23 protein-coding genes and 3 pseudogenes are annotated in these 22,484 nt (G+C 66.4%); 15 read left to right on the forward strand and 11 right to left on the reverse strand.

Translation table 11 applies throughout. The annotated features are described in order from the left end of the window. Window positions 1-514: 514 nt before the first annotated feature. The gene (locus AB0O15_RS45880) at window positions 515-1,111 is read left to right on the forward strand and encodes a hypothetical protein (RefSeq protein WP_364333806.1); all 597 of its coding nucleotides are present in this window, start codon (window positions 515-517) and stop codon (window positions 1,109-1,111) included. 356 nt (window positions 1,112-1,467) lie between these two features. On the opposite strand, the pseudogene AB0O15_RS45885 reads toward AB0O15_RS45880, so the two are convergent. The 4 genes and pseudogenes from AB0O15_RS45885 to AB0O15_RS45900 all read right to left on the reverse strand — a co-directional run bounded on the left by AB0O15_RS45885 (window position 1,468) and on the right by AB0O15_RS45900 (window position 3,596). Beyond that, window positions 1,468-1,666 (reverse strand): annotated as a pseudogene (locus tag AB0O15_RS45885) (AlpA family phage regulatory protein). Window positions 1,667-1,771: 105 nt separating this feature from the next. Beyond that, window positions 1,772-2,173 carry an integrase core domain-containing protein gene (locus AB0O15_RS45890; RefSeq protein ID WP_364333809.1) on the reverse strand — a complete coding sequence of 134 codons (402 nt, stop codon included), beginning with the start codon at window positions 2,171-2,173 and terminating at the stop codon, window positions 1,772-1,774. Next, entirely contained in the window at window positions 2,076-2,846 is a 771-nt protein-coding gene (locus AB0O15_RS45895) for an integrase catalytic region (RefSeq protein WP_364333812.1), read from the reverse strand. The genes AB0O15_RS45890 and AB0O15_RS45895 overlap by 98 nt, the downstream gene beginning before the upstream one ends. A 159-nt stretch (window positions 2,847-3,005) precedes the next feature. Then, the gene (locus tag AB0O15_RS45900; protein WP_364333815.1) at window positions 3,006-3,596 is read right to left on the reverse strand and encodes a hypothetical protein; all 591 of its coding nucleotides are present in this window, start codon (window positions 3,594-3,596) and stop codon (window positions 3,006-3,008) included. A 330-nt stretch (window positions 3,597-3,926) separates the two neighbouring features. On the opposite strand from AB0O15_RS45900, the gene AB0O15_RS45905 reads away from it, so the two are divergent. From AB0O15_RS45905 to AB0O15_RS45915, 3 genes and pseudogenes are all read left to right on the forward strand, one after another. Next, window positions 3,927-4,160: a hypothetical protein gene (locus tag AB0O15_RS45905; RefSeq protein WP_364333817.1), complete on the forward strand. Its 234-nt coding sequence runs from the start codon at window positions 3,927-3,929 to the stop codon at window positions 4,158-4,160. 240 nt (window positions 4,161-4,400) lie between these two features. Next, window positions 4,401-4,667 (forward strand): annotated as a pseudogene (locus AB0O15_RS45910) (transposase family protein); the annotation flags it as partial. A gap of 203 nt (window positions 4,668-4,870) precedes the next feature. After that, window positions 4,871-4,975, forward strand: a pseudogene (locus AB0O15_RS45915) (SAM-dependent methyltransferase); the annotation flags it as partial. 440 nt (window positions 4,976-5,415) lie between these two features. Here AB0O15_RS45915 and AB0O15_RS45920 read toward each other — a convergent pair. Then, window positions 5,416-5,574, reverse strand: a complete 159-nt coding sequence (locus AB0O15_RS45920) for a hypothetical protein (protein ID WP_364333820.1) — start codon at window positions 5,572-5,574, stop codon at window positions 5,416-5,418. A gap of 303 nt (window positions 5,575-5,877) precedes the next feature. Beyond that, a complete protein-coding gene (locus tag AB0O15_RS45925) occupies window positions 5,878-6,642 on the reverse strand; it encodes a hypothetical protein (protein ID WP_364333823.1) in 765 nt (254 codons plus the stop codon). Window positions 6,643-7,040: 398 nt separating this feature from the next. On the opposite strand from AB0O15_RS45925, the gene AB0O15_RS45930 reads away from it, so the two are divergent. Further along, the gene (locus AB0O15_RS45930; protein WP_364333826.1) at window positions 7,041-7,178 is read left to right on the forward strand and encodes a hypothetical protein; all 138 of its coding nucleotides are present in this window, start codon (window positions 7,041-7,043) and stop codon (window positions 7,176-7,178) included. A 784-nt stretch (window positions 7,179-7,962) separates the two neighbouring features. Next, window positions 7,963-8,304 (forward strand): L-rhamnose mutarotase, encoded by a 342-nt coding sequence (locus tag AB0O15_RS45935; protein ID WP_364333829.1) that lies wholly within the window; start codon window positions 7,963-7,965, stop codon window positions 8,302-8,304. 461 nt (window positions 8,305-8,765) lie between these two features. On the opposite strand, the gene AB0O15_RS45940 is transcribed toward AB0O15_RS45935, so the two are convergent. The 3 genes from AB0O15_RS45940 to AB0O15_RS45950 are packed head-to-tail and all read right to left on the reverse strand — an operon-like array spanning window position 8,766 to window position 13,497. Further along, window positions 8,766-10,832, reverse strand: coding sequence for a response regulator (locus tag AB0O15_RS45940; RefSeq protein ID WP_364333832.1), 2,067 nt, complete (start codon window positions 10,830-10,832; stop codon window positions 8,766-8,768). A gap of 5 nt (window positions 10,833-10,837) precedes the next feature. Next, window positions 10,838-11,662 carry a response regulator gene (locus AB0O15_RS45945; protein WP_364333835.1) on the reverse strand — a complete coding sequence of 275 codons (825 nt, stop codon included), beginning with the start codon at window positions 11,660-11,662 and terminating at the stop codon, window positions 10,838-10,840. A gap of 11 nt (window positions 11,663-11,673) precedes the next feature. After that, window positions 11,674-13,497, reverse strand: a complete 1,824-nt coding sequence (locus AB0O15_RS45950) for a PAS domain S-box protein (protein ID WP_364333838.1) — start codon at window positions 13,495-13,497, stop codon at window positions 11,674-11,676. A gap of 200 nt (window positions 13,498-13,697) precedes the next feature. On the opposite strand from AB0O15_RS45950, the gene AB0O15_RS45955 reads away from it, so the two are divergent. The 8 genes from AB0O15_RS45955 to AB0O15_RS45990 all read left to right on the forward strand — a co-directional run bounded on the left by AB0O15_RS45955 (window position 13,698) and on the right by AB0O15_RS45990 (window position 20,174). After that, the gene (locus tag AB0O15_RS45955) at window positions 13,698-13,904 is read left to right on the forward strand and encodes a hypothetical protein (protein WP_364333840.1); all 207 of its coding nucleotides are present in this window, start codon (window positions 13,698-13,700) and stop codon (window positions 13,902-13,904) included. A 51-nt stretch (window positions 13,905-13,955) separates the two neighbouring features. After that, a complete protein-coding gene (locus AB0O15_RS45960) occupies window positions 13,956-14,267 on the forward strand; it encodes a putative Ig domain-containing protein (RefSeq protein WP_364333843.1) in 312 nt (103 codons plus the stop codon). A gap of 71 nt (window positions 14,268-14,338) precedes the next feature. Next, entirely contained in the window at window positions 14,339-14,836 is a 498-nt protein-coding gene (locus tag AB0O15_RS45965) for an Ig domain-containing protein (RefSeq protein WP_364333891.1), read from the forward strand. Between the two features lie 186 nt (window positions 14,837-15,022). Continuing rightward, window positions 15,023-15,538 (forward strand): hypothetical protein, encoded by a 516-nt coding sequence (locus AB0O15_RS45970; protein WP_364333846.1) that lies wholly within the window; start codon window positions 15,023-15,025, stop codon window positions 15,536-15,538. A 237-nt stretch (window positions 15,539-15,775) separates the two neighbouring features. Further along, entirely contained in the window at window positions 15,776-17,776 is a 2,001-nt protein-coding gene (locus AB0O15_RS45975; RefSeq protein WP_364333849.1) for an ATP-binding protein, read from the forward strand. A 558-nt stretch (window positions 17,777-18,334) separates the two neighbouring features. Next, window positions 18,335-18,565: a hypothetical protein gene (locus AB0O15_RS45980; RefSeq protein ID WP_364333852.1), complete on the forward strand. Its 231-nt coding sequence runs from the start codon at window positions 18,335-18,337 to the stop codon at window positions 18,563-18,565. Between the two features lie 34 nt (window positions 18,566-18,599). Beyond that, window positions 18,600-19,286 (forward strand): GAF domain-containing protein, encoded by a 687-nt coding sequence (locus AB0O15_RS45985; RefSeq protein ID WP_364333855.1) that lies wholly within the window; start codon window positions 18,600-18,602, stop codon window positions 19,284-19,286. Between the two features lie 390 nt (window positions 19,287-19,676). Next, window positions 19,677-20,174, forward strand: coding sequence for a hypothetical protein (locus AB0O15_RS45990; RefSeq protein ID WP_364333858.1), 498 nt, complete (start codon window positions 19,677-19,679; stop codon window positions 20,172-20,174). Between the two features lie 61 nt (window positions 20,175-20,235). On the opposite strand, the gene AB0O15_RS45995 is transcribed toward AB0O15_RS45990, so the two are convergent. Beyond that, entirely contained in the window at window positions 20,236-20,784 is a 549-nt protein-coding gene (locus tag AB0O15_RS45995; protein WP_364333894.1) for an endonuclease V, read from the reverse strand. A gap of 165 nt (window positions 20,785-20,949) precedes the next feature. On the opposite strand from AB0O15_RS45995, the gene AB0O15_RS46000 reads away from it, so the two are divergent. After that, window positions 20,950-21,105, forward strand: coding sequence for a hypothetical protein (locus AB0O15_RS46000; protein WP_364333861.1), 156 nt, complete (start codon window positions 20,950-20,952; stop codon window positions 21,103-21,105). A 765-nt stretch (window positions 21,106-21,870) separates the two neighbouring features. Here the strand turns inward: AB0O15_RS46000 and AB0O15_RS46005 are convergent. Next, window positions 21,871-22,479 (reverse strand): helix-turn-helix domain-containing protein, encoded by a 609-nt coding sequence (locus AB0O15_RS46005; protein ID WP_364333864.1) that lies wholly within the window; start codon window positions 22,477-22,479, stop codon window positions 21,871-21,873. Between the last annotated feature and the right edge of the window lie 5 nt (window positions 22,480-22,484).

Raw genomic sequence — 22,484 nt, forward strand, 5'->3', positions numbered from 1 at the left:
GCCGGTACTCTGCACCTTGAGAGTGCCTTCCGGTGATGGACAGATGGAACCCTAGACAAGTCCCATCGTTCCAGATCAGAAGGCACTTTCGCGTTCCCGGGGCTTACTACCGGCTGCCCTTACTGAAGGGCCAGGGCTAGCTCTTCGACGCGCACCGAGGGCCGATCAACGCCTGCGGCACTCAGGAGTGTCGCGAGGGGACGCCGGCGCAACCCGGCGATGGTCCAGTGGGCCATGGTCATGGTCATGACCCGCCGACTGGCTCGCAAACGGGCCTCGACGGACACGCCCTCAGTAGACGGCAGCGGATCTACGGGGGCCTCAAAAGCCGCCTGAGCCGGTTATTTCACAGGCTCTAAAACGGACTAAAAGTCCGTCGCGCCCTTAACAATGACTTAAGTCGGATGCAATTACCGCCGTTCCGCCGTCACGACATCGTGGACTTGCCATACGATCATGATCGTCGATCGACCGCCAGCGCCGGGGTGCCGGCAGATGAGGAAGGTGCAGCAGCGTGAAGGATCAGAACGGCGCGCCCCGGATGGGGCGCTTCCGGAGAACGTTCCGACCGACGTTGCTGATCGCCGGCGCGGCCGTGGCCGTGGCCGTGGCAACTTTGCCGGCGCTGGCCACCGACAAACCCGCCGGCCGCTCCGGGCGTACGTTAGCGGCCCCGGGCGTAGCTGCGACCGCGTCCCAGCCACCCGTCACCGGTCCGTTTGCGGACCTGGTCGCGCAGGGCAGCCTCGTCACGCCCAACCCCAGCCTCACCCCCGGCGAGTTGGTGACCGGCAGCCGAACCATCACGGTGAGCTTCGCCAACCTCGGACCCGCCGCCATCCCAGCGGACACCGGATACGAGGTGCGACTCACGGTAGGACGTGGCGCCGACGTCACCTTCAGCAATTTCAGTCAGGGCGAAACGCGCAGCTGTCGCGGGGCGGTTTGCGTGGTCGATGTTCACGAGCGAATCGCCTTCGGCGGAGGCGCCCAGCTCCGGTTCGAGATTCAGGGGACCTGGACCGCGGGAAAGACAGAAGTGACGGCCCACATCGTTTCCGCCACCACCGACCTGGTCCCCACCAACAACTCCCTGCGGGTCAAGATCTGAAACTGACGGAAGCGCGCAGACCGGCCGCACGGGAGCCGAAGTCGGGGTTGCCGCTGGGTCGAGGATTGTGGCGGGGGATGTCCGACGCCATGGCGCCGTAGGGCCGGTGGAGCTAAACGCACTGTTCGTTCCCGTCGTCGAGAATGATGGGCTCGCTCATGCGGCGGTGTCGACGGGCAGGTCGCGAGGCACCATTCGAGCATCCCGTCGTTCATGCGGGTAGCCCGGCGGCCGTGCGTGGTGAGCAGCCGAACCGCCTGGCCACACCGACGTGAGGACCGGCCGACGCTCGTGGAGAGCGTCAATCCTGTCGGCGCGCTGGTGCTGTTGCTGGCGGGTTGCGTGGGGCGGCGCTATCAGTTGGGCTCGGAGCGGTGCTCGCGGATCCAGTGGTCGACGTCGTCGGTTCTCCAGACCTTGCCCTGCGCGAGGTCGGCTACGGGCCGGAGGGAAGTCGGCGCGACTGGTGATCTGATAGACGCGTTGCCGGCTGACTCCGCCCAGACGGACGCGGACTTCATGGGCGCCGACGAGCCGGAGCCGGGCTTTAGTCAGGTCTCATGGTAGGCACGAGTCAACTGGCTTCGCAACTAGAGGAGTGTGTTGGCGGCGGTGCTGCCTGATGCGTCGACCCTGTACCGCTCGAAATTGCGGTTCGGGCTACGCTGCCTGCGAGTATTCGTTGATCTGTCCGTTGAGGATCTTCGTACGGCGGATCCGCGCAGAGGCGAGGTCGACAGCGGCTGGCCCGGTGTCCGTGGCGTTGGGTGGGCGTTGGTGACGGCTCTGGTGTGGCCGATGATCGTTGTAGTGCGTGACGAACTCACCCAGGACAGCCATCAGGTGCCTCGGGTTATAGATCAAAATCCGGTCCAGACACTCGCGGCGAACGGTGCGTACCCACCGTTCCGCGTACGCGTTCGACCGCGGCGCCTGCGGTGGACTGCGTAGGACCTCGATGCTTTCACTTGTGAACACGTCGTCGAACACGTCGGTGTACTTGGTGTCGCGGTCGCGGATCAGGAAGCGGAACTGCCCGGCCCGCTCCCCCAGGTCCAGCATCAGGTTGCGGGGCCTGCTGCGCCACCCACTCCCCGCTCGGATGGATGGTCACGCCGAGGACATGCACCCGCCGGGTGCCGATCTCGATCAGGAACAACACGTAGATGCGGGTCAACCCAATCGTGTCGACGTGCAGGAAATCGCAGGCCAAGATCCCCTTGGCCTGCGCAGTGAGGAACTCGGTCCAGGTCGGCCCGGACCGCCGCGGTGCCGGATCCACCCCGGCCTTGGTCAGGATGGACCACACCGTGCTGGCCGCCACCCGGTAACCCAGGCCGACCAATTCACCCTGAATCCTGCGATGGCCCCAGCCCGGGTTCTCCTTCGCCAGCCGAAGCACCAGCACCCGGATGGCGGCCCGCGTCGGTGGGCGGCCCGGCCGGCGCCGCGGATAGGTCCATTTCCGGGCGATCAGGGTGCGGTGCCAGCGCAGCAGGGTGGCCGGGGTGACCATGAACGTGGGCCAACGTGGACGGGGCAGCAGCCGGGGCAGCGCCGAGAACAGAGCCCGGTCGGTCGGGTCCAAATCCAGGCGTTTGACCTGGCGGCGCAGCACGGCGACCTGGTGGCGAAGGACCAGGATCTCGACCTCCTTTGCCCGCTCGCCGCGCAGGCCCAACACAATCAACTGCAGCACCTGACGCAGTACCAAGTATGCGAACGACACGACCACGCCGGTCAGCTTGCCTCCGAATCGGTGACCGGCAACACACAGAACCGCAGGTCGACCCCCGAAACCCTGTTTTCGAGCGGTACAGGCTTGCACGACCAGTGCGACCGCTTGCTCTTCGTCGTTGTGCAGCAGCGGAAGGATCGCCTCGGCAAGCTGGGTCTAGCTGGCGGTGTCGGGCTTCGTTGTGCCGTTGACGGCTTTCCCGTCGGGTTCATCTTGAACCTCGGTGTCCGCGATCCGGCGTTCGAGTTCGCCGATGGCCCGCCAGAAGCGGACGTACTGCCATGGGCGGGGTGGGGTGATCACAACGGCCATGGTTTTGCCGAGCTCAGCAATGATTTCGGCTTGATGTTCGTGAGTCCGCAGCGAAAGCACGATGCCGTGGACACAGAACGCGTATCTCATCACCAAGTTGGACGCCGGCCCGATGTACGCGAGCGCGTATCGGTCCATATCGTCCGAGACCTGGAGCGTCTGGGCCCGCATCAGTTCGTAGTGACGTTCCCGTTCCTTCCGCCAGATGGCCTTCAATTCAAGATCGGCGCTGTCGGGCAGCTTGAGGCCGACCTTGCCCGCCGCCATGGTCATCCTCCTGACCGCGACGTCCAGCTCGCGGCGAGCACGCGCTATGTCAAGGATTCGTTCTTTACGCGCTTCGAGCAGCGGCTTGGCGAAGTACTCGACGGCCATCGTCACGAACGCCGCGGTGGCGGCCGCAGTGACGACGGTGTCCCAGTTGATCGACGCCATCTTTTCGCTCCTGGACGTTGGTGGTGGCGGACCGGGGGCGAGCGAGCGTAGCGCCGAACAAGATCCCGGTCAGGGACGTTAAATGCGCCTCGGCCCTACCGTGTCGGGACGGCCCGGCAGGGGCGATTCCTTTGCGGGCTCGCTGAGGGCTACACGCACGGCACACGGAGCGGTCGGATGTGTGTTATCCACAGCTCTTTCCACAGGGCTTCGTCGACCGTGTTACTGCGGGCTGCGGGCGGTTGTGGCGGCGGGCTTGCTGTGCCCGCGCGTGGTCGGAGGGAAGCAACGGGGTGCAAGGCGATGCCCCGTGCTCGGCCGGTACCGTCGGTGACGACATCGGCCGCCAGCGGAACTAGGGATTTGATCATGGGTTGGACTGAAGCTGACGGTGATGCATTGTTCCGTCAGCCCTCGGATGAGCAGGCCGGCGAGGGTGCGCCATCGAGGTTCGAGGACAGCGACGAGGCGATGCGGCGGCGGTTTCCGTTCGAGGCGGATCCGGCCGATGTCGCGGAGCAGGGTCAGGACGTGCCGCTGGACGACGATGAGCACCGCCGTTAGGTGCAGCGCTGTGGTTGGCCGATCGGGCGGTCGAGGCAAGGGGATCTCGGCGACGGCTGGCACGGTGGCCGTTGCCCTGGCCCGCCTACACGACCGCGGGCAATAGAGGGCGATGCTGCCGCCACTGCTCTACTCGATCCTCAGCCCAGACAACCCCGCGGGTGGCACGCCGGTAGGACCCATGTGATGCGCTGACACGGCGGCGCCTGTCTACGGCCGAAGCCGAAAGCCAGCGCGAGCGTGATGACCTTCGCCGACAAGGCGTATCAAGGCGCAGGCGGCACCGTCCGCCCGCCGTTCAAACGACACCGGTACCGGCCGAGGCTGTCACGTCGGCAGAAGGCCGTGAACAGATCTCACGCCCGCATCCGTGCTCGCGGTGAACGCGCCGTCGCCACCCTCAAGACATGGAAAGTCCTGGCCAAGCTGCGCTGCAGCCCGTCCCGGACGACCGCGATCGTGCAAGCCATCCTCGCTCTACACCACGTCGAGAACCCGATCTACTGAGGATGGGAAAGGCTCAGTGTCATCGGGTGGACCCCGAAGTCCTTGGCGATCTGCTCAACCGACACGCCCGGTTCACGGTCACGAGCGACCCGCACGACATCGTCGCGGAACTCACGGGCATAGGGCTTGGTCACAGCAACATCCTTCCAGCCCGCCGTCACGGCAAGCCATCTCAGATGTCACCTATCGGTGCAGCAGACCCCTTCGCCACCGCCGCGCTGTTCGACGTGGTGGACTTCCATCCGGTCGACACCGTTCGTGGCTACCGCTTCCAGTCGCTGACCCTGCAGCGCCGCAACGGCGACTGAGTATCCGGCAGCATCGGACCCGTGGTCACGGTGTATCGCGGCTTGGCTGTAGCGGTTCCAGGTTCCACCGGCGGAGGGGTGGTAGCGCCGGGTTGTGGGTACGACCGCCACGGCACCGATCGGCTACCCTCGGGCCGATGGGTCAGTGGCTTGCCACCATCATGTTTCCCGACGGAACTGCCAAGTACGGGACGTACAGCACCGTCGTCGCTTGTCTGCTCCCTCACCACTATGCCGAAACAGTGTCGGAGGGCGACACGTTCCCGGACGGCTCGGCCTGCACCCGGGCCGAGGTCGCTGGAGAACCCGAACCGGAATGGCCGGACGCCGAGTGCGCGGCCCTCGACGAGCTGGTGCCTGTCGTGATCTCGACCGAGCCGGACCAGGACACCCGGCATGCGCTGTTCTGCCCGCGGCGAGCCGTCGTGCTCGGACCGATGTCACCTCACCATCTGGACGCGCTCCAGCGACGGTTCGAGCCGGTCGCGGATGATGCCGGAGTACGGCACCTGCGCCGTGCGGGCGCCCCAGCGGCCGGCGCCCCACCATCGGACGCGATGTGTGGCCAGGCAGTCCCCGGCCGGCCGCAGCCGTTCCACACCCCGTTTCGATCGGACGGCGGTTTCGGGTCGAGGACGTGCCAGGCATCGACCTCTATGCAAGGTGGCCCCACGGCGACCTGTGCCGCGAGTGCCTGGTTTCGCAGCTTCCCGCGGTCGAGGACGACCCTGCGCCTGTCAGCCCACGTCCTGCACGAGGTGAGCCCAGTTCGCGGCGGTGGTCAACCGCAGCATTCCGGGGCCGCGGAGTACCCCGCCGGCGCCGGGACCAAGATCCGTGAATCCAGCTCTACCGGCCCCATTCGCGCTGGTGTACCCACGCCCGGCCGGGGAGATCGCGGCTTACGAGACCCGCGAGGCCGGTCCACCGGCTCCGGTGTCCGAGACGGTCGAGACCGCGCCGGTCGTCGTCACCTTCACCACGGTCCGCCGCGTGAACGGCCCACCCGGTGCACACCGCCCGTCCTTGAAGAACTCGCCTGCCTTCGGCGCCGGGACGGCCACCACCGTCACAGACACCGCTCCTCGGCCGTCGTCGGAAAGCGCAACGGCGTACGGCGTGCACTGCAGATGATGCGCGACGACGAGCGACAGCCGCGTGCCGTCGACGCTGTACTGCGCGACCGGAACCCGGTCGCCCTTCGGCGCCGTGCTCTTCGCCTCGAGGGTCATCACCTTGTCGATGCGGCCGCCGAACCTCCGCGCCGCGGCGTCGGTCGTCGACACCGACGGGGGCGACGGTTCGGTCAGTATCACCGGGATCACGATGACGAGCGTAAGACCGGCCAGACAACAGGCGGCGAGGACCGGGGTGGGCGCCCGCCGGGGCATCGGCCGCAGGAGCGGCCCGGCCCCGGTCGTGGCGATCAGCAGAACCCGCAGCAGCAGGACGCCGAGCACCGACATACAGCCGAAGATGATCAGCTGGGGCCACGGCAACCAGTCCGCGTGGTGAGCAAGGAAGCCCAGCATCCCCGCGAGGTAGACCGTCTCACCGACCACCGCCCTTCTGAGCGCCACGACATGTTCGTCGCCGCGCAGCCGAACCACGCGTACCCCACCCGCTACGACGACCGCGGCTGTCACGACCAGCAGAAACTCCCGCATACCTCAGATCGTGATCGCCCGGCGCAACCTCAGCCATCCCCCGCGTGGTCGTCCCGCCTGGTGCCAGCCCGGGTTCCAGCAGGGGAGCTTCGCGGATGTCGGCGGCCAGCTCCAGCGTGTGGGCGGCTGGGCGAACAGGGCCTCGTACTGCGGGTCCGGGGGACCGAGTGCCCATTGCCGAGTTCGACTGTCGCGGACGAACAGCAGACCCCACTCGTCCGGGGTGGGGTCTGCGAAGCGCTGCTGGCTGCGCTGATTGCGGTCCGGCAGGCGAGCGTGGTGGATCCGGCCGCCGCGATTCTGTTGTCCACCCGCAGCCGGAATCACCTCGCCGCCCTCATCCGCACCCGCCGCCAGCAGCGCCGATCCCGTTCTTCGAAGACCGGCAACAGGCCTACGTGCTGCGCGTCGCCTCGACCTTCATGCTCACCCTGAACCCGGAAACCCGGATGACCTGCGCGAAGGCCGTCGCCCTGCTCGCCACCGACAAACGCCGATGGCAGGTTGCCCGACTGGCAGATGCCGGACGGCGTTGAGTGGAAGCAACTCCGGCCCGCGGCTCAACCCGACACCGGTCATGGTCTGTCGACGTGGCGGAAGCGGTGTCACACCCAATCGGCGGCAGACTCGCCGTTGCGCCCACGAGATCATGTCGCATGCTCGCACGCCAACGTGAAACCTGCGACGGCGGGAGATCAACCGATCCACTCAACACCGCAGCGCCCGCGCTCACGGACGGCGGCAAATCCGTATGTCACCGTTCTAGCTCCTCGCCCGTGGAGACGATGCCACGATCGGGCGTGAAGGCATTGAGAGTAGGCGGTTCCGTGCTCTTGAGCTGCTGGCAGAGATTGAGCGACAGGGCGGCTATGAGTCGGCTGCCGGTGCAGGGCCAGTCGTAGCCTCAAGGCCCTTCTTCGGCGGAAACGATGATGTCGGATTGACCGGTTGCAACCTGGGCGATCATCCCGGCGTGCATCGGTTCTTCACTGTCTTGCGTGACGTCTGAGAACGGCCCGAGGTTCAGGACGTGTGGTTCGGTATCAGTGAGGTCATGGCTGGCAACCAGTGGCCATTCAGTGATTCATGTTATGTCGTGACGAGGCCGTCGGCCGATGACGTGCTGCGCTGGACCAGCGCCGCCCGGCCTTTCACGCCTAGTTTGACCGGATCGACATGCGGGCGGATCTCGTCACCCCTAGGACAGATATGGACGTGACCGGGTCTGGTTGATCCGGCCACCGCGCCGCCCGGCGTATCTCCGGCCGGGGATACGCTGACGTGGCGCGGAGTGTGGTTGCGACCTTGGACGGAGCTGAAGTGAGCAGTGCAGGGCTCGGCGAGCCGTTTGAGTTTCACACCTTTCTGGCGCCAGGCCGGGGCCCGGCGTACGACGACTTCCACCGGGCGATCCCGGCCGACCTGGACGCCGCGATGCGCGCCGCTGGTGTCATAACCTGGCGGATCTACCGCAACGACTTGATCCTCACCCATCAGGTGGTCGCGCTCGACCGTCAGCAAATGGACGAGATCCTGAACAAGAATCCCGTGAATCAGCGCTGGCAGCAGGAGGTCGCACCCTACCTCGTCGATACCCCAGCAACCGAAATTGGCGACGATCCCGGCAACCTAGTCTGGGAATTCTCCTGGCCGACTCGGTGAACGGCAACGGCTGCGGAAAGTCGCCGTCCGGCCGCCGGCCACGACAGCAAGGCGCGGTACTCCGAAGATAGGGGCCGCACGACCAGAGGCCGTCGTCGGCCCGGTCACGGTAGTCGGCAGAGTCCGCAAGCCGTATCAATCCCTCCACCACAGCGCGTCTCGCCTCGTTGGTCATGACTCCATTGTCCAGTGCAATCCACACCGAGCAACTCGGAAGGCCTCGGGGCACGCGACATAGTCTGACCAACGGGGTGACCAGCGCGCTCGGTCAGCGGCAAATCCGGATATGTGATCTCGACGTCAGGGCGGTCAGTACCCGAGCCTGCTTTTCTATTGGAACTCGACTTCGGTCGCTGGAACGCGGCGGGGGTCGGATAGGCCGCTGGTGGTCTCGTGGCATGGGCGTCGTTGAACGTCGTGCGTTGGGTGGCCCGTATCGGGGAGGCGAAGATGTTGGTGGCTCAGGTTCGCCGGACACCGATCATGGTTCGTACGGCTGTGAGGATCTCTTCGGTGGTGAAGGGTTTCGGTAGGGCGGTGATGCCGGGTTCGAGGACGCCGTACCGGTTCATGAGGTCGCCTGCGTAGCCGGACATGAACAGGACTTTGGTGTCGGGTCGCCGTTCGAGGAGATGGGTGGCCAGTTCGTCGCCGAGCATGCCGGGCATGACGACGTCGCTGAGGAGCAGATGAATGGCTTGGGTGTGCTGTTCGGCGAGTTTGAGGGCGTCGGCGCCGTTGGCGGCGGCGAGGACGGTGTAGCCGGCCTTGGTGAGGGTTCTGGTGAGCGTGTCGCGGATGCCGTCTTCGTCTTCGGCGACCAGGATGGTCTCGCTGCCGCCGGCCGGTGCGCGGCTGTGCGGCGGCTTGTCGATCGGTTGGTCGGCGGCCTGGTCGGCGGCTTGGTCGGCGGTCGGTAGGTGGATGGTGACAGCGGCTCCGCGGCCGGGGGTGGATGTGATGCGCAGGACGCCGCCGAGTTGGCTGACGATGCCGTGCACGGTGGACAGCCCGAGTCCGCTGCCCTGGCCGCCTCCTTTGGTCGTGAAGAACGGATCGGTGGCACGTGCGAGGGTGTCCGGTGTCATGCCGTGTCCGGTGTCGCGAATCGTCAGCCGAACAAATTCGCTGGCCGGGGTGGGGTTTGCCTCGTCCGGGTTGTCGGTGTTGTCGGCGTTGGACGTGATGATGGTGAGTGTGCCGCCGTCGGGCATCGCGTGTGCGGCGTTGACGGTGAGGCTGAGCAGGATCTGGGCGATGTTGGCGGGTTCGGCGAGGACGGGCCGCAGGTCCGTGGCGAGGTGGGTGACGATCTGAATGTGCGCGCCGATGGTGGGTAGTAGCAGTTCGTTGGATTCGCGGATGGCCCGGTTGAGGTCGAGAGCCGACGGGTTGATGATGCTGCGCCCGCCGAGGGTCAGGAGCTTCTGGGTGAGGCCGGTGGCCCGCTCCCCACCTTTGCGGATCTGTTCCAGGTCGGCGAGCAGGGCGCGGCCGGTCTCGGCGTCCAGCCGCCCGGCGGTGGTGAGTTCGGTGACGGATTCGGAGACGAACTCCTGGAAGGCGAGCATCGAGCCCAGAATGTTGTTGAAGTCGTGGGCGACCCCGCCGGCGAGCGTACTGAGGCTGTCGAGGCGTTCGGTGGCCCGGTCTTTGGCGTCGATGTCGTTCTGACGCTCAGCGAGTCGGCGTTCCTGGTCGGCCTCAACGAGCGCGGTGACGTCATCGACGGTGCCGATGAAGCCGGTGTATTCACCGTCGTCGTCGCGGATGGCTCGCACGTGCACGTTGACCCAGCGCAGTGTTTCGTCGGGCATCACGATCTGGCTGCGGTAGCGGTGCTGGCCCTCGCCGGCTCCGTGGCCGCGCGCGACGGCGAGGATTTCGTCGTGGTCTTCGTGGCTGGCGCAATGCAGCCAGCCGAGACCGAGCAGGTCGTCAGCCGGCAGTCCGGTGATCTCGGTGAGGCGGGCGTTGACGTAGTTGGCCGAGCCGTGCCGGTCGCCGAAGGCGATGCCGACCGGTGATAGGTCGGCCATGAGCCGGAACCGGGTTTCGGTGTCGGTGAGTGCCTTGGCTTTGTCGAAGAGTTTCGCGCTGACGGCGCGCAGATATTCGTGGTCGACCTTGGCGGTGTCGACCGGTCTGGCGGCGCTTCGGTCTTCGGCCAGGACGTCGTCGATGGTCTGCATGAGCACCTGCGGGTCGGCGGATTTCAGCAGGACCCGGGCCACGCCGCACGCCTCGGCGAAGGGCCGGGTCTCGGCCTCCTGGTAGTTGGCCGTGTAGAACACGATGGGTGTCGCGGCCGTGTCCGGGGCAGCGCGCAGCTCCCGGGCCAGTTCGTAGCCGTCCATGCCCGGCATCAGGACGTCGGTCAGGACGATGTCGGGGTGCTGGGCATGGGCCATGGCGAGCGCCTCGGCGCCTTCGTGAGCCTCGATGACCTGGTGTCCGCTGTACCGCAGCACGGTGCGTACCAGCTCCCGGTTGCTGGCGCGGTCGTCGACGACCAGGACGGTGGCCATGGTGATCAGTCTCCGGTCCGGCGGTTCAGGAGGGCTTCAACCTCGTCGAGCAGTGCTGCCGGTTCGATGGGCCGGCGGATGACGCGGGTTGCACCGCCGTTGAGCATTGGGTCCTGCCAGTCGGCGGTGGCGGTGATGAACGCGAACGGCACGGGGGCGAGGACGGGCACGTCGCGGACGTGTGACAGCAGTTGGGCGCCGCTCTGCTGGCCGACGTGGACGTCGGACAGCACCAGATCGGGCGGGGCGTCGTGTGCGGCGGTGATGGCCTGTTCGACGGTGAAGGCCGTCCGTACGTGGTATCCGTGTGGCTCGAGCACGCTGCGCAACAGCGTCTGGTTGACGAGGGAGTCGTCCAGGACCAGGATGTCGGCGGCTTGACGACGGTCCGGCTCGGATGTGGGTGGGTCCGTGGTCTGGGCCGGCTCCGTTGCGGCCGGCGCGGGCCGGGATCCGCGCAGGTGCTCCGGCAGGTGGAGATTGATCTGTTCGGTGAAGGTTTCCGGGTCGATGGGCTTGGTCATGTAGTGGGTGAATCCGGCACGCAGGGCCCGGTCGCGGTCGTCGACCATCGCGAATGAGGTCACCGCGATGACCGGGACGGCGGCGAGGTCGGGTGCCGATCGGAAGGCCGTCAACGCTTCGTAGCCGTCGATACCGGGCAGTTGCAGGTCCATCATGACCAGATCCGGTCGTGCCGCCAGGGCCAGCTCGATGCCCTGCTCCCCGGTGACCGCGGCGATGACGGTGTGGCCGTGCGATTCCAAGAGGTAGGTCATCAGCTGCAGGTTGTGGGGGGTGTCCTCGACAATGAGAAGGCGTGCACCCATGGCGGGCTCCCTTACCGCTCGGCGAAGGAGACGGTGAAGGTGCTGCCTTCACCGACGACGCTGGACACGGTGAGGGTGGCGTGCAGCAGTTCGGCGAGCTTCTGGGAGATGTGCAGTCCGAGCCCGGTGCCCTCGTCGTTGGTTTTCGCGGTGGTGGCACTGCGTTCGAACGCCCGGAAGATCCGGGCCAGGTCGGCCTGCGGGATACCGGGTCCGGTGTCCTGCACCGCGATCTGCAGCCCTCCGTCACCGCCGGGCGCAGTGATCAGCCGGATGCGTACCTCGCCGGTGTCGGTGAACTTGATCGCGTTGTTGATCAGGTTGATCAATATTTGGCCCAGTGCCCGGCGGTCGGCGGTGGCGATCGCAGGCACATCCCCCGGGCCTTCGATGCGCAGGGTGAGTCCTTTGCCGTCGGCCAGTGGCTGCAGGGACTGCACGACCTCGTCGGCGACCTGCCGGCAGTCGACGGCATCGAGGGTGATCTGGACCCGACCGGATTCGATCTTCGCGAGGTCGAGCAGGTCGTTGATGATGGACAAGAGGTGCTTTCCGCTGGTCTGCACGAGGCGCAGCTGGTGTTCCTGCTCGGCGTTGAGGGGACCGGGGAGCTTCATCAGCATGGTGCCGGTGAAGCCGATGATGGCGTTGAGGGGCGTGCGCAGCTCGTGGCTCATGCTGGCCAGGAAGTTGTCCTTGGCCTGGCTGGCCCGCTCCAGTTCGATGTTCTGCTCGCGCAGCTGCCGTTCGATGCGCTTGCGGTCGGTGATGTCGCGGACGGCGGCCATGGTGAGTCGCCCGGTCGGCGTCTCCAGCGCGCTGAGGCTGATCTCGACCGGGACCTCGGTGCCGTCCTTGTGCAGGGTGACCAGTTCCGTCCCGGCGCCGACCTGCCCGGCGTCGACCGGGCGCAGCCCGTCGGGGATCAGCATCTCCACCGGCTGGCCGATCAGTTCGTCGCGTCGATAGCCGAACAACCGTTCGCATTGCGAGTTGACCAACTCGATCGACCCCGACGCGTCGACACCCAGGATCGCGTCCGGGGCCACCTCCAGCATCCACCGCAGTTTCCTCTCGGCGAGCTTGAGTTCACTGATGCCCCGCGACATCGACGCCACGCCGACGATGCGGCCACCAACGCCCATGATCGGAACAGTGGTCACCGATACCGTGATCGGCGTGCCGTCCTTGCGCAGGCGTTCCGCCTCGTACGGCTCGACCCGCTCCCCGGCAACAACCCGCCGCAGCATCTGTGCTTCAACCGACCGGGCATCTTCTGGAATTGCTATCTCGAAGCTGCGCCCGACGACCTCCTGCGCCGTGTATCCGTAGAGGCGTTCCGCGCCGGAGTTCCAGCTTGTGACCACGCCCTCAACGGTTTTGCCGACGATCGCGTCGTCGGCGGACTGCACCAAGGAGGCCAGCGCCGACGCGCCCGCCTGCGCAGTACCGTCACGCGCCATGACAAGTACCCTGTTCGGGGCCGACTGCCCGACCTGCAACGTCGAGGCGTCCCACGACACCACCACCTTGCGGGGGCCGTCCCGGTGCCGCAGAGTGAGTGCACAGGACACCGAACCGGAAGCGAATGCCTGCCGGATCTGGGACTCGGCCCGGGCCTCGTCGGCAAAGCACTCCTTCCACGGTGCGCCGACCAACTCGTCGCGGCTGCGGCCGGTCAGCGCGGCCATGTGCCGGTTGACATCCGTGACAACGCCATCGATGTCGACGATCGCGAGCGCGTCCGGCATGGCCTCCACAATCGAATGGGCATAGTCACGCGCCTCCGTGAGCGGATCGGCCAGTATCGAAGAAGTGCCCATCCTGCCGGCCATGACTCACCTATTCCTGACTGTGTTCAATCGGGTGCTATATCCCCGAAACTCCGTTATCCGAGCTAAATATGAATAATTGTCGCATACTGGAACGGTTTGGAAGCTGAATCGATCGACATTGCCCCTGAAGCCCGCAGCTGGTTTTGCGAATATATCCATGAATATCCGTCTTGAGACAGAATAATCTCTGGCCGAGCGTCGTGCACCAGTTACTGGCTGACGCCGTCACGGCATTCGAGAGCCTGCCTGAGGCGGAGCGCGAGTCGTTCGCGCCCCGCCTCGGTCGAGCCCGCCGCATCGTCGACCAGTACCCAGCCCGCGCCGCCGCCCTCCTTTACCAGGTCCTGGGCGTGCTCGACGAACGCCTGGCCGGTGCACTGACGGACATCTGCTTCTCGGCCAGATGATTGCGCCGAGGCGGCGCAACTCTCTGCCGCTGTTTAGGACGCTTCGACGGCATGGAGCGCGGGTATCTGCAGGCCGGGACCTTGCCCGGCGGGCTGACCCTGGACCCCGAATCCGGTCTGATCGGCGGGACGTCGACGGGCCCGGCGGGCAGCAGCCCGGTCACTGCCTTGGTGACCGACGTCGACGACCACCGCGTTGCTGCCGAGGCGGCGATCGAGGTGAACGCCGCCTTGGAGGTCACGACGTCGTCGCTGCTGGACGTCGTGGTCGGCACCGCCTACACGGCTACCCTGGCTGCCACCGGCGGCATCACCCCTACACCAGGTGGAGCGTCACCGATGGCGCCCTGCCCGCCGGGCTGACGCTGAACACCGATACCGGGCAGATCAGCGGAACGCCCACCACCGCCGGGCGGGCTGAGCTCACCGTCACGGTGCTCGACGGCGGATTCAACCTCGCTACGCGGACGTTTTCCCTGATTGTCAACCGGCCACTGTCACCGGTCTCAACTGTGCCGGCCGCCGCGATCGGCACTGCGTATGCGACCACTCTTGGGCCGTCACCGGCGGCACCCCTGCCCGCCGGTCTCCGGCTGGCCGCCGACAGCGGGGCGATCACCGGCATCCCGACCGGTCCGGCCGGGGCCAGCCCGGTCACGCTGACCGTGACCGATGCAGCCGGAGCCACCGCCATGCTGACCCTGACCCTGACGCTGACCGTGAACCCTGCCGCCCCGGCGGCCAGGCCGCAGGGGCCACCGCCGGGTTTATGGGTACAACCGGTCATCGTCGTGGTGCTGGGCCTCAACGGCGCCTACCCCATCACCCCGCCCGCAGAGCAGGCCGGCGGCCGACGCAGTGGCTACACCGAAAACGCGCGGTCGGACGTTCCGGAGGAACTCACTCGGCTAAGGGATATACCGACGCAGTGACCTCGTCGTGGGTTCGGATCGAGTACCTCGACAAGGAACTCGAACACCACGACGAGGTCAGCGTCGGCGGGGTCGAACCACGCGGCGGAGCATCCGGGGGAATCGGCCGGAAGCGGCACGTGACAGCCCGGGAGTTGCCACGATAGGTGAGACGAGTCAGGCGGTCTCGGCAATGGGACCTTCCGTATGCACGCCAATTTGATCGCCACCGAGGTTCGCTGGGCGGGGCTGCAGATGCGCTGGTGGGGTGGGTGGCGCCGACGGCTGCGGTCGCTGCGCGGGCTGTGGGGCACGCTGGTCGCCGCCGTCCTGATCACCTGCCTCGGCACGCTCGGATCGGTGGTCTTCCACGGTTGGTGGAACGACACGGTCGCCGACCTGAACGCCGACCGGCTGGACCGGTCAGTCGCCAGCCGGGTCAGCCGGGTCACCGACAACCTGACCCGTTGCCTCGACGCGTTGCGGGCCGTGGGGGCGTTCATACAGACTGGCACCGACGGCCATCCCGGCCGTGCCGTGAGCGCCACCATGACGGCGCGCGAGCAGATCGTCGGGCGGGGCATCTTCGAGGTGTTCCCCGACAACCCCGACACGGGCGCGGCGTTGCCTGGCAGTCTGTCCCAGGCTGAGCGGGTCACGGCAGCAAGATCTACATTGGGGGCTGACAGCCGATCGACCGGTCAAGCGAGAGAAGCCGGATGACGACCGAGGCCACCGTGGGTCGTCGGTGGGCTCACTGGTCACGGTGAAGGCGACGAACGAACAGCATTCGGTCTCCCGTGGGGTCAGGTTCTTCGCCGAAAACGACGTCCTCATCGTCGCTCGGTCGAGCATCGGTACCGCCATTATCCGATTAGCGGAAAAGCTTCGCGTTTGTCAGCTAGGTTGGATCGCTGTCGCGTCGGTGTTCCTCCGCGTTTCTTTCTCAGGTGGTGCCTCATGAGTAAGAGCCTGATACGTGAGTCGGTCTCCGGCGAGCATGCGGAGTTGGTCTCGATCGTGGCGTCCTCGCACGACGCGATCGTGGGGATGACCATCGACGGGCTGATCACCACGTGGAATCCGGCTGCCGTGCGGCTCTACGGCTATGCGGCCGAGGATATCGTCGGACGCTCCGCAGATCTGCTCGTACCGGCAGAGTGCCGGCCGGACGAGGCCGGGGTTCTGCGCCGCATCCTGGCCGGTGAGGAGGTGGGGCGTTACCGGAGCGACCGCGTGTGCCGCGATGGCTCCACCGTGACGGTGTCGCTGACGGTGTCACCGATTGTCGACGACACGGGTGCCGTCGTCGGAGCGGCGACTTTTTCGCGCTGGTTCAACGAGCTGGAGGAGGCCCGGGACCGATTCGAGATCAGGATGAGCAAGCTTCGGTCCGAAGCGGCCGGCGCTGCGGCACGCTTCGAGACGCTGGCCGAGGAGGTTCGTGATCAGGCCAGACAAGCCCAGGAACGCTTCGACCTGCGGGTCGGCAAAGAACGCGTGCGGATGCAGGACGCCGAGGACCAGGTACAGGCTCAGCTGGCCATGCCGGGTGCGCAGATCGGCGCCGGGCAGATGAACCGTGAGATGCAGAGCGCCCATGAGCGCTTCGAGGGGCTCGTCGCCGGTCAGCAGACGGAGGCTCAGAGCGCCGCCGGCCGCTTCGAAACACAGGTCGACGAGGCTCACCACCAAACCGAGGACGCTCAGCAGCGGTTCGAGGAAATCGTCGATCACGAACGCGTCGAGGCCGAGGACGCGGCCGACCGGTTCCAGCAGCGTACCGAACTCGAGCAGGACGTCGCCCGGCGCGACCGGCAGCACCTTGAGTTCCAGCTGCAACAGAGCCAGCGCCTGGAAGTCCTCGGTCAGCTCGCCGGTGGTGTCGCCCACGACTTCAACAACCTGCTCGCGGTGATCCTCAACTACGCCTCGTTCGTCGCCGAAGAACTCGCCGCCGCCCCCGCCTCGGACTCGATGACGGCGGCCGGTCACGACGTCGGCCAAATCCAGCGCGCCGCCGAACGGGCCACCGCCCTGACCCACCAGTTACTCGCCTTCGCCCGTCGGGAGGTGATCCAGCCGCGAGTGCTCGACCTCAACCACATCATCACCGACGTCAAGCAGTTGCTCGACCGCACGATCGGTGAAGACGTCGTGCTGACCAACGACCTGGCCGACGACCTGTGGCCGATCCTCGCGGACACCGGCCAGATGGAGCAGATTCTGGTCAACCTCGTCGTCAACGCCCGTAACGCCATGAGCGGCGGCGGCACGCTGTCCATCGAGACCCGCAACATCCGGGTCGACGACGACCGGCATATTCGGCTGCGGGTCAGCGACACCGGTACCGGCATGAGCCCCGACATCATCGAGCACGTCTTCGAGCCCTTCTACACGACCAAACGCGACGGCACGGGCACCGGCCTAGGTCTGGCCACCGTGTACGGCATCGTGGCCCAAGCAGAAGGCACCATCGCCATCGACTCCCAGCTCGGTGTCGGGACAACGATGACGATGACGTTCCCGGTCACCGACCAGGTAGCCGTGCCCGACGAAGCGGAAGTGCCCTACCAGCACACCCCAACCGGGCAGACGGTCCTGCTCGTCGAGGACGAGCAAGCACTCCGCGAGGTCACCGAACGGATCTTCACCCGCGACGGCTACCGCGTTCTCACCGCTGCCGACGGCCAGGAAGCCCTCACGATCGCCGCCGACCACGACGGTGAGATCGACCTGCTCGTCACGGACGTCGTCATGCCGATGATGCTGGGCAAGGAGGTCGCCGAAAGAATGCTCCAGATCAGACCCGGCATCAAGGTGCTGTACATCTCAGGCTATGCCCGCCCGGTCCTCGCCTCAGCGGGCCGCCTCGACCCCGACATGCACCTCATCGAGAAGCCCTACTCCGCCTCCACGATCACCCAGAAGGCCGGACAGGTTCTCCGCCACCCGGGATAAACCACGCGCCGATCCCCGGCGTCGAACGCCACCTGCCCGGGCGACTCGGAGAGCCACCGCAGAATCCGCCGCCGGCGAAGAACCCTCATCCGGCGTGGGCCCACCCGTTATCCCGACGCAGTCGGCCGAGCCCGCCGTCGTGGTGCCAGCCGAACCTGTCACCGACCGGCGATCAGCGCGCCGCCAAGCCGTGTGACTGAACTCCATACCGCATGCAACGTCATCCATAGCTCTCGGCTCGACCTTCGACAACGAGTACAACGGTAAAGACTTTCAATGGGATGCAGCGGCGGGTAGCGCACGGTGTTCTGGAGTGGATTCTCGACCCAATGAATTGATTGGCCTGCCCTGCGTAGACCAGACCGAATGATCGCGGACTCGCCTACGCGGCCCGCACTCTCGGCCATGGGGAAGTGCACTCACATCAAGCAATTGAGGGCGCTGACCGGCACCGACGTCAGTCACTCGGCGTGGCCGACGACGGGGTCTGCCCGCACGATCAGCGGCAGAAGAGCTCGGCCGATCTTGGACTTGTGAAGCCAACTCACACGTTTCGGGATGACGCTGGATCGCTCAGTCTCCGACCAGCCGAAGGGCAAGGTTATGGTCGGCACGGCACTGTTCGCTCAGACGCTGCACTGCCTCCAACGCCTCCCGTTCCTGGTCATTGGCCGCTGCGGCAACCAGCTGGCCAACGACGTGAGGCTATCGCCGATGTCGGGCACCGTCGGCACCTCGGAGCGGACCACGTCGCTACGAGCGCGCCACACGGCGGAAGAACGTACCTGATCTTGGCTTTGACTTCTTTAGAATCGGACACGGTGTGCGACATTCCGGCGTGGAGTCGATATCCACTGCGATTTGCTGTGCACGGGCGTATTCGACCACCGCGCTGGCTCAGCAAGCTCGATGTAACGACAGTGATCATCTGGGTGAGGAGGGTTCCATGAGGTGCAGCGGTACCTATGAGTACCTTGACAGCGTCGACCCCGAGGAGCAGGCCCGGCTGGATGCCGTGCGTCGCTACCAGCTAGTGGATGAGCCGGTCGAGGACACGTACGAACGGATCGCATTCGTCGCCGCCGCCCTTTTCGACACTCCGATCGCGACGGTGTCGCTGGTCGAGCAGCATCGCGTCTGGCTGGCCGCGGCTTATGGCCTGCCCGACGTCCGCGAGGTCGGCCCGGAGCCCGGCCTGTGCGCGTCGGCCATCGCCCAGGACGGCGTCTATGTGGTCAACAACGCGGCCACTGACCCGCGGACGCGCGCGCACCCCCTGGTCTACAGCGAGCTGGGCCTGCGGTTCTACGCGGCAGCTCCGATCCGGACCCACGACGGCTATCGGCTGGGCACGGTCAACGTGATCGACAATCGGCCGCGCGAGGCGACGAAACGACAGCTGAGCGCACTGGAGCACATGGCCGCGATAGTCTCCGACGAGCTCGAACTACGCCTGATGGTGATACGCAGCGCCGTCGCCGAAGAACGCATGCGAGAAACGGTGAACTGAGTAGGAACACTTGTGACCGGGTAGCGCCGATCGCATGCGTAGCGCCCGCAAAATCGCCGCCGGATCACCACCGTCCAGTAGGTTCGCGACCGGCGGGCGGCGACGCCGACCCGGATCAGTGTCGCGGGCCGCGGTCAGGCCGGTCGGAGGCGCTGGGCGTAAAGGAAATGTTTGCGCGGTGAGGAGGGCGGCAACGCACTCAATTCGGTATGAGAGCGCAATCGGCGGCGGCGGTATGGTCAGGCACCTGGCGGCGCCGGCCCGCCCGTAGTCAGCGAGCCGAACCGGTTGTTGGCGCCCTCGCAAGTCACGTGGGCGTCGCCGTGGCTAGGTGTGACCGGTTCCGGTCAGCGGTCACCGATGTAGGCCGAAATCTTCTACAAAGGATTCATGCGTACGCTTATGGTGATCGCCGGTTTCTGTGTCCTGCTCGCAGGATGCGAAAGCGCTGCTCCTCCGAGTTCCTCCTCGTCACCGTCGCCCGCGGCGTCAGCGTCCGCGTCGCCGACACCGTCGCTATCGGCCCCACCCACCCCGTCGAGCGAACCGTTCGACAAGTTTTCCGCGCAGATCGGTGCGGCCGATGTCTTGCTGTCGTCGTGCATCCCCAGGTTCACCGGCGATCAAACCGAGTGGTGCACCGGCAGCCAGATGTGGGGCTGGGTGAACGACGTGACCACTGACTTGAAGAACGACATGGCGTCGCGGCCGGATTCGCCGCCCTTGACAGACGTCTTGGCGGCGATCACAAGCCTGGACAAGTCGGCCGGCACGATGAAGCAGCAGTGCGACCACGTTTTGGAACAAGGTTGGAACTGCCAAGCCGCATTCGACGACTTGATGGTCAACTGGCGTCGGCTCGAGAAGGCCACCAGGTTGTACAACTAGCGTCATACACGGAAGAGCTATAGATAGCTGCCATGCGCTCACATCGGCAAAGTCGGATGGGTCAACCAGCCACCGTCGTGTGGTCGTGGTCTCGCGACAGCCGGTCGACGCGGCGTAGTGCGTCAGGTAGCCGGCGTGGACCCGCCATGGCTGCAACCAGGCCGGCGGCCTGCTCGAGACTGAGGCCGGCGGCGGTGACGTACACCGGGCGGCTGGCGGCGCCGCGGCGCACGGCCGCAGCATGGGTGGCGCTGCGGAAGGCGGTCTTGGCCACACCGATCACCGCTACGCCAGTCTCGTCGTGCACGTGGGCTCCCAGACCCGGCCGCCCGGCCGAGTCCAGATCCACATAGCCGTCCACAACCAGCAGGCCAAGATCCTGCACCTCGTCCAGGACCGCCCGCGTCGCCGGCAACTCGCGGCGAAAGAACGAGCCTGGCTCGTACGCGGCGACGTGCGCAAGCCAGGCCACGCGTTCGTCGACAACCGTGGCGAACGTCGAATCGGCAGCAACCACCAGAGCGGCTCGTGCACCCCCAGACGGCGGGTAGTACACGTCAACCGCGCCGTATCGCATCAAGATCTCCGCTGGTTGGTTCTGTCGGTGAATGTCAGCGCCAGGTGTAGGTGACTTCGAGCGCCGCCGGCTTTCGGGTGCAGGTCCGTGTCGGTGAGTTTCAGCGCCACCCGTCTGGACCGGCTGGCCACACCTCGGTCGTCTACCGGGTCATGATCTCCATCAACGTCTGTAGCCGCGCATGGCACCATGATCGGCATGGCGTCGTTCGATCAGGTCGTGGCCAGCTTCTGGCGCCCGGATATTGAGTATCTCCGGCCGCCTCCCCTGACGAATGACCTGGTCGCACTCACCCGGCTACATCTGGAGACCCGGCCGAGCGGGCCGAAATCAAGCCCGTCGGCACAGGACTGACACGCCGGAGCGTGGCGCTCGAACTCACCGACATTGATCATGCCTACCGGCCACATCTGGCGCTGAAACTCGCCTGCAAACGGCTTCGGTTCTCGCTGACACAATCAGCTGGTCGGCCATCCGGCTGTCGCCCATCATTATGTTCGATATCCTCACCTCCATCGCAGGGGGTACGGAGACCTTCTCCAGAAGAATCCGCCGGGCTCGTCGTACCCGCACGCATCCGCTCGTAGGGCCAAGGCCGAGTTTCCGCTGATTGGCAGTCGTCACTGCGCGTAGCGAGCGGTTCGCGGCATGTGAGTGCGCCCGGATATCGACGTTTGCCGACTCATCGAAAAATGGTGACGACGTGTCGACGCGGGGAGGGCTCGGTAGACGACGAAGAGGCCAGCCGAGAGCGATTGTTCGAGTTGACCAACCGCGGCTGGTGGCAGTCCGCGCTGGCGGCACGAGCGGTTGCAGTAGCGCAGGCGGCGCCCGGTCGGCGGCTGCGCGATCGCCCACCCTCGCCAGCCGCACGGGTCTGCGTCTCGCGCTCGATCGGGGCCGGCACCGGTTCTCTTTCAAGGTCAACGGAGACTGATCCTCAACGGCAAAACGTCATTGACGTTGCGGTGCACTGCGAAGTGCAAGAGGTGTGTCCCTATCGATCTTGGTTGGAACGCGCTCGCGCGTCGGTCGTCCGAAGTCGATCCAGCGCTTGCGGCGGCGAGCCGGGCGGGAGCCCGCGAGCCAGCACTCGCCCTCGCCCCCGGCCCCGTGACCTCACGGGCCAGGGTCGGCGGGACGGCGAGTCTCGGCGGTCACCGGGCGCAGTCCGTCGATCATGAACGCCAACAGGCGGTCGCCCTGCTCGTCGGGGACCTGCTCGCGGACCCAGGCAGCCGCGTTGATGAGCGCGAACATGTCCGTGGCGCCGGCCTCGGCCCGCACGAGGCCCGCCGCGCGCGCTCGATCGAGCAGCCGCTCGCCAGCGGCGGTCATCTGCTGGCACGCCCGGTACAGCGGATTGTTCTCGTCCTTCAGGCTGCTCAGCAGCGAGGTGGCCAGGCCCCGATAGGCGGACATATGCGCCGCGGTCGCGCGGGCCCACCGGGTAAGCGCCTCGCCAGGTGACGGGTGCGTGAGCAATTCCTCGGCGGTGGCGACGAGCCGGTCGATGCTCTCGTGGAGCATCGCTTCGAGCAGCGCCTGCCGGGTCGGAAAGTGCCCGTACAGCGTGCCGATCGACACCCCAGCACGGCGCGCGATCTCCTCCAGCGACGCCTCCGTGCCCCGTTCCCGGAAGGCGACCTCCGCCTCCGCGAGCAGCCGTTCGTAGTTGCGGCGGGCGTCGGCACGCAGCCGGCGTTGGGGCGTGTTCGCAGCATTCACGGTAA

Source organism: Actinoplanes sp. NPDC089786 (genome assembly GCF_040684855.1).
Taxonomy (GTDB): domain Bacteria; phylum Actinomycetota; class Actinomycetes; order Mycobacteriales; family Micromonosporaceae; genus Actinoplanes.

Bases quoted from the DNA above. Each gene is read 5' to 3' on its own strand.
- AB0O15_RS45890 (WP_364333809.1), bottom strand. From the start codon at position 2,173: ATGCTGGACCTGGGGGAGCGGGCCGGGCAGTTCCGCTTCCTGATCCGC.
- AB0O15_RS45900 (WP_364333815.1), bottom strand. From the start codon at position 3,596: ATGGCGTCGATCAACTGGGACACCGTCGTCACTGCGGCCGCCACCGCG.
- AB0O15_RS45925 (WP_364333823.1), bottom strand. From the start codon at position 6,642: ATGCGGGAGTTTCTGCTGGTCGTGACAGCCGCGGTCGTCGTAGCGGGT.
- AB0O15_RS45940 (WP_364333832.1), bottom strand. From the start codon at position 10,832: ATGGCCACCGTCCTGGTCGTCGACGACCGCGCCAGCAACCGGGAGCTG.
- AB0O15_RS45945 (WP_364333835.1), bottom strand. From the start codon at position 11,662: ATGGGTGCACGCCTTCTCATTGTCGAGGACACCCCCCACAACCTGCAG.
- AB0O15_RS45950 (WP_364333838.1), bottom strand. From the start codon at position 13,497: ATGGCCGGCAGGATGGGCACTTCTTCGATACTGGCCGATCCGCTCACG.
- AB0O15_RS45960 (WP_364333843.1), top strand. From the start codon at position 13,956: ATGGAGCGCGGGTATCTGCAGGCCGGGACCTTGCCCGGCGGGCTGACC.
- AB0O15_RS45970 (WP_364333846.1), top strand. From the start codon at position 15,023: ATGCACGCCAATTTGATCGCCACCGAGGTTCGCTGGGCGGGGCTGCAG.
- AB0O15_RS45975 (WP_364333849.1), top strand. From the start codon at position 15,776: ATGAGTAAGAGCCTGATACGTGAGTCGGTCTCCGGCGAGCATGCGGAG.
- AB0O15_RS45980 (WP_364333852.1), top strand. From the start codon at position 18,335: ATGACGCTGGATCGCTCAGTCTCCGACCAGCCGAAGGGCAAGGTTATG.
- AB0O15_RS45990 (WP_364333858.1), top strand. From the start codon at position 19,677: ATGCGTACGCTTATGGTGATCGCCGGTTTCTGTGTCCTGCTCGCAGGA.
- AB0O15_RS46000 (WP_364333861.1), top strand. From the start codon at position 20,950: ATGGCGTCGTTCGATCAGGTCGTGGCCAGCTTCTGGCGCCCGGATATT.